Here is a 5,139-nt window from a genome sequence, read left to right as displayed (position 1 = left end):
GCCGAGACCCAGCGCGAACGCGTGCTGGCGCGGCCGGGCATGACGGAGGAAAAGCTGGCGTCGATCCTGGCCAAGCAGGTGCCGGACGCGGAAAAACGCCGTCAGGCCGATTTCATCGTCGACACCGGCCAGGGGATGGACGCCGCGCGGGCGGAGGTCGCTGCAATCATCAGCCAGCTGATAGGGGTTGGCAAGCCAGGTGGTTGAGCCCACCGCTCGACCGCCAGCTGTCGATGTGAGAGCCGCTTATCTGCCTGCCGGCTTCGCTCGACACCTCTCCCCCGATCGACGGGGGAGAGGAAAGGTGCAGGGCGATGAGGGGCGGCGCAAACCTGTGCGATTGCCCTGGCCATCATAGTTTCTCATTGCCATTTTGTTCCGCTCTCACGATTCTGCTCCTTTGGAGCGACTGATTCGATGCGTGAGATCATCTTCGACACGGAAACCACCGGCCTCGATTCGCGCGACGACCGCGTGATCGAGCTGGGCGGCGTCGAACTGGTCAACCGTTTCCCGACCGGCAGGACCTTCCACCACTACATCAACCCGCAAGGCCGAGCGATCCATGTCGAGGCACAGGCGGTGCACGGCATCAGCGCGGCGGACCTCGCGGGCAAGCCGACCTTTGCCGAGATTGTGCAGGAGTGGCTGGACTTTACCGACGGCGCCAAGCTGGTCGCCCACAACGCCACTTTCGATGTCGGCTTCCTCAACGTCGAATTCGGCCGGCTGGGTCACCCTGTCATCGACAACGGCGTCGTCGTCGACACGCTGGCGCTGGCGCGCCGCAAGCACCCGATGGGTCCTAATTCGCTCGATGCGCTCTGCCGGCGCTACGGCATCGACAACACCAAGCGCACCAAGCACGGCGCCCTGCTCGATTCCGAATTGCTGGCCGAGGTCTATATCGAGCTGATCGGCGGCAAGCAGGCGGCCCTCATCCTCGACAGCGCCACCGCGCCGGCCCAGGGCGAGAATGTCCGCCAGATCGAAATCGTCGTCGCCCCGCGCCCGGCGCCACTGCCGCCGCGCGTGACAGAAGCCGAACGTGCCGCGCACGCCGGCATGGTCGGGACATTGGGTGAAAAGGCGCTGTGGCTGAAGGTTCACGGGAACTAAAATCGTCCCGTTGGCGATCCTTGGCGCCCCCCTCTGCCCTGCCGGCGCCTCAATCGTCCCGCCCAAAACAAAAAACCCGGCGCAAGGCCGGGCTTTTCACAATCCGTGGCAGGCAGCCCTCAGCTCACCTGGACCTTCGACGACGCCTGGTCCTCCGCCAGCTTCTGCTGGAACATCTGCGCGAAGTCGATCGGGTCGAGCATCAGCGGCGGGAAGCCGCCATTGCGGGTTGCCTCGGCGATGATCTGGCGGGCGAACGGGAACAAAAGACGCGGGCATTCGATGAACAGGATCGGCAGCATGTGTTCCTGCGGAAAGCCTGCGATGGCGAACACGCCGCCATAGACCAGCTCGACATTGAACAGCACTTCCTGGTCGAAGGACGCCTTGGCGTTGAGCGTCAGATTGACGTCGAACTGCTTGTCGGAGAGCGGGTTGGCGTTGACGTTGACATTGATGGCGATGCCCGGCGCCTTGTCGCGGCCGCGCAGCGAATTCGGCGCGCCGGGGCTTTCGAAGGACAGGTCCTTCACATATTGCGCCAGAACGTTGAGCGACGGCTGCGCCGCATTGCCGTTTCCGTTGGCTGCGCCGACCGGCGCGTCATCTTTGCTGGCCATAAGCCTTGTCCTCTTGCCTGGGCAGCGTCGCTGACCGAATTGAAATCGGGCGTTCGCTACCATGGCGGGGATGACAAGACAAGGTTTGCCGCCTTGCTTCCCGGCTGCGGCATGGAGATGGGACGGCGCGCTAATCGTCCTTCAGGCGACGCCACGGCGAGTTGTGATCCGGGCCGCGCTTCAGATCGTCCTCGCGCGAATAGTCGCCGTCTTCGAGGTCGATGACCCTGTCGCGCCGGCCACGAAAACCGCCGGTTGAGAAATCGGTGGCGACGACAATGCGGCCCTTGAACCGGCTCCAGGCAAAGTCGCGCAACGGCGGCAGAAACAGCAGCAGGCCGATAATGTCGGTGATGAAGCCGGGGATGATCAGGAGGATCGCCGCAACCACGATCATGGCGCCGTGCGCAAGGTGGCGGCTGGGGGTCTGGCCGGCGGCCATCTCGTTGCGGATGCGGGCCCTGACACCAAAACCCTGGTATCGGAGCAAAAGCACGCCGGCGATGCTCGAGGCCAGCACGAGGCCTACCGTCGCCAGCGCGCCGACCTCGCGGCCGACGATGACGAAACCGGCAATTTCCAGCAGCGGCAGTGCAAGGAGAAAGAAGGGAAGCAGCGAAATGCGCAAGTCTTGCCAACCTTTTTCGATCGTCATGACCGTTTTGATTGTTTTGGCCGCCAGCTGGCAATCGCCGCTGGCACTGAGGCTGTTAGATAGGTATGCCTGCCTTTGATTTGAATGATTGCGCCTTGCGCTCTATATGCTTTGAATGTTGAACGCTATGCGACCGCGGCCGTTGGGCCTGACGGTCCGGCCACAGGGCAGGGATTGATTGGCGGAAGATATGGGATTCTTCGACTTCGGCACGATTTTCTTCCTGATTGCGGCGGTGGTCATCTTTTTCCAGCTGCGCAATGTGCTGGGCCGCCGCACCGGCAGCGAACGGCCGCCCTTCGATCCCTATTCGGCGGCTCGCACCAGCGACAAGGATGCCGCCCAGAAATCCGAAAACGTCGTCTCGCTGCCGCGCAAGCGTCCGCCAGGCGAGCCGGCTCCCGACGCCTATGCCGCGATCGACGCTTTCGCCAAGCCCGATACCGACCTCAACAAGGGCCTGCGCACGATCAAGGACAATGATCCGTCCTTCGAGCCGAAGGGTTTCGTCGACGGCGCCAAGATGGCTTACGAGATGATCGTCATGGCCTATGCCGACGGCGATCGCAAAACGCTGAAGAACCTGTTGTCGCGCGAGGTCTATGACGGTTTTGTCGCCGCCATCGGCGAGCGCGAGGCCAAGGCGGAAAAGATCCAGTCCTCCTTCGTCGGCATCGACAAGGCCGATATCGTCTCGGCCGAGATGAAGGGCGGCGAGGCGCATGTCACGCTGCGCATCATCAGCGAGCTGATTTCGGCGACCCGCGACAAGGCCGGTGCCGTCATCGACGGCGACCCGGAAACCGTGGCCGAGGTCAAGGATGTCTGGACCTTCGCCCGTGACACGCGCTCGCGCGATCCGAACTGGAAGCTCGTCGCCACCGAGGAAGAAGACTAGGGAATACGCGGCGAGGCTCCGGTGTCGCTATCGCCTCTTTTTGTCGAGAAAGCCTTCGGCGATCTGCCCGGCTGGGGCGATGACGACCATTCGGCCGCCTTCGCCGCCTTTCGGCGCTCGGCCTTCCATGTCCTGACCAAACCCTATCGCAGCGGCGCGCTCGGCGTCGACTTCGACGCCTTTGCGGATGTCTACGCCGAGGCCCGGACCGTTTCGCCGGCGAATCGGTCGCCGGTTTTGACCCGCGGCGAAGCTCGCGCCTTCTTCGAGCGCCATTTTGTCCCGGCGCTTATCCCTGCCGAAAATGGGCTCGTCACCGGTTTCTATGAACCGCAGGTCGAGACGTCACCGGTGCGCACGGACCGGTTTTCGGTGCCGCTGCTGTCGCGCCCGGCCGATCTCGTCGATATCGATGACGCAAACCGGCCGCCGGGCCTGGACCCCTATCTCGCTTTCGCGCGCCAGACGCCGAACGGGCCGGTCGAATATCATGACCGTGGCGAGATCGAGCGCGGCGCGCTTGATGGCAAGGGCCTGGAAATCGCCTGGTTGGCCGACAAGGTCGATGCCTTCTTCATTCACGTGCAAGGTGCCGCACGCCTCGCCATGACCGACGGCCGGCTTGCCCGCGTCACCTATGCCGCCAAATCCGGCCAGCGCTTCACCGGACCAGGCAAGGTCCTGAGCGAGATTGGCGAGATCCCGCTGGCGGAAGTGACGATGCAATCGATCCGCGCCTGGTTCAAGGCGCATCCGGACCGCGTCGACGAGATCCTGTGGCAGAACCGCTCCTACATTTTCTTCCGCCCGGCCGATGTCGAGGACGTTGCCCTTGGTCCGATCGCCGCCGCCAAGGTGCCGCTGACGCCGGGCCGCTCGATCGCCGTCGACCGCCTGCTGCACACATTCGGCACGCCCTTTTACATCGACGCGCCGACGCTCGCCGCCTTCGACGCAAAACCATTCCGCCGCCTGATGATCGCGCAGGACACTGGCTCCGCCATCACCGGGCCGGCGCGGGGCGACCTGTTCGCCGGTTCGGGCGATGCCGCGGGCGAGATCGCCGGCGTGGTCCGCAATGCCGCGGATTTTTATGCGCTGGTGCCGCGCGCGCTCATTGCGGGTGCGGTCCGATGACCCGGCGCCCGGACAAGCTCAGCGAGGACGACCGGGTTCTGTGGAACCTGGTGGCGCGCACGGCCAAGCCGCTGAAGGGGAAATTTGCCGTGGACATCCCCGAAATTCCTGCCGAGGCCAAGCCAAGCCAGTCGCAGCCCGCCCAGCCCGTCGCCAATGTCGCAGGGACCGCGAAGCCGAAGGCGCAGCATGTCACGCACCGCCTCGACGAACCGACGCTGGACAAATTGTCGAAGGGCCGGCTGCCGATCGAGGGCCGCGTCGATCTGCACGGCATGACGCAGGACGAGGCCTACTCGCTGCTGTTCTCGTTTCTGCACCGGGCGCATGCCGGCGGCGTCCGCTATGTCCTGGTCATCACCGGCAAGGGCTCGTCCTCCGGCGGCGATGGCGTGTTGCGGCGCGCCGTGCCGGCCTGGCTGTCGACGCCTGCCTTCCGGCCGCTCGTCTCCAGCCACGACCATGCCGCCCGCAATCACGGCGGTTCGGGTGCGCTCTATATCCGCCTGCGGCGGGTCCGTTCATGAGGATGGGCGCATGACCCCGTTCGGCGAGAAGCTGCGGACGCTGAGAAGCGAACGTGGTGTCCGCCAGAAGGACATGGCGGCGGCGATCGGCGTCAGCGCCGCCTATCTGTCGGCGCTCGAACATGGCAGGCGAGGCGCCCCGACCTGGACGCTGATCCAGAAGATCATCGGCTATTTCAACAT

7 protein-coding genes and 1 pseudogene are annotated in these 5,139 nt (G+C 64.5%); 6 read left to right on the top strand and 2 right to left on the bottom strand.

Going from position 1 to position 5,139, the window contains the following annotated elements; genetic code table 11:
• Together EOA22_RS23770 and dnaQ are read left to right on the top strand one after the other, a co-directional pair.
• Positions 1-207 (top strand): annotated as a pseudogene (locus EOA22_RS23770) (dephospho-CoA kinase); the annotation flags it as partial.
• 210 nt (positions 208-417) lie between these two features.
• The gene (gene dnaQ, locus EOA22_RS23765) at positions 418-1,119 is read left to right on the top strand and encodes a DNA polymerase III subunit epsilon (protein ID WP_063169604.1); all 702 of its coding nucleotides are present in this window, start codon (positions 418-420) and stop codon (positions 1,117-1,119) included.
• Between the two features lie 119 nt (positions 1,120-1,238).
• On the opposite strand, the gene secB is transcribed toward dnaQ, so the two are convergent.
• Complete coding sequence (gene secB / locus EOA22_RS23760) at positions 1,239-1,739, bottom strand: protein-export chaperone SecB (protein ID WP_013528724.1); 501 nt, start codon at positions 1,737-1,739, stop codon at positions 1,239-1,241.
• Between the two features lie 130 nt (positions 1,740-1,869).
• Positions 1,870-2,367, bottom strand: coding sequence for an FxsA family protein (locus EOA22_RS23755; RefSeq protein ID WP_127390256.1), 498 nt, complete (start codon positions 2,365-2,367; stop codon positions 1,870-1,872).
• Between the two features lie 217 nt (positions 2,368-2,584).
• Here EOA22_RS23755 and EOA22_RS23750 point away from each other — a divergent pair, with 217 nt between their 5' ends.
• From EOA22_RS23750 to EOA22_RS23735, 4 genes are all read left to right on the top strand, one after another.
• Positions 2,585-3,292, top strand: coding sequence for a Tim44/TimA family putative adaptor protein (locus tag EOA22_RS23750; RefSeq protein ID WP_027161247.1), 708 nt, complete (start codon positions 2,585-2,587; stop codon positions 3,290-3,292).
• Between the two features lie 21 nt (positions 3,293-3,313).
• Positions 3,314-4,429, top strand: coding sequence for a murein transglycosylase A (locus EOA22_RS23745; RefSeq protein WP_063169605.1), 1,116 nt, complete (start codon positions 3,314-3,316; stop codon positions 4,427-4,429).
• Positions 4,426-4,956, top strand: a complete 531-nt coding sequence (locus EOA22_RS23740) for a Smr/MutS family protein (protein ID WP_024502221.1) — start codon at positions 4,426-4,428, stop codon at positions 4,954-4,956. Before EOA22_RS23745 ends, EOA22_RS23740 begins: the two co-directional genes overlap by 4 nt.
• 10 nt (positions 4,957-4,966) lie before the next feature.
• Positions 4,967-5,139: helix-turn-helix transcriptional regulator (locus EOA22_RS23735; RefSeq protein WP_164755760.1), on the top strand; the 173-nt coding region annotated here is incomplete at its 3' end.

It is taken from the genome of Mesorhizobium sp. M7A.F.Ca.US.014.04.1.1 (assembly GCF_003998745.1).
GTDB classification, from domain to species: domain Bacteria; phylum Pseudomonadota; class Alphaproteobacteria; order Rhizobiales; family Rhizobiaceae; genus Mesorhizobium; species Mesorhizobium ciceri.
Note: the sequence above shows the minus strand (reverse complement) of the source record. Positions and strands in the feature narration are given on the sequence as shown.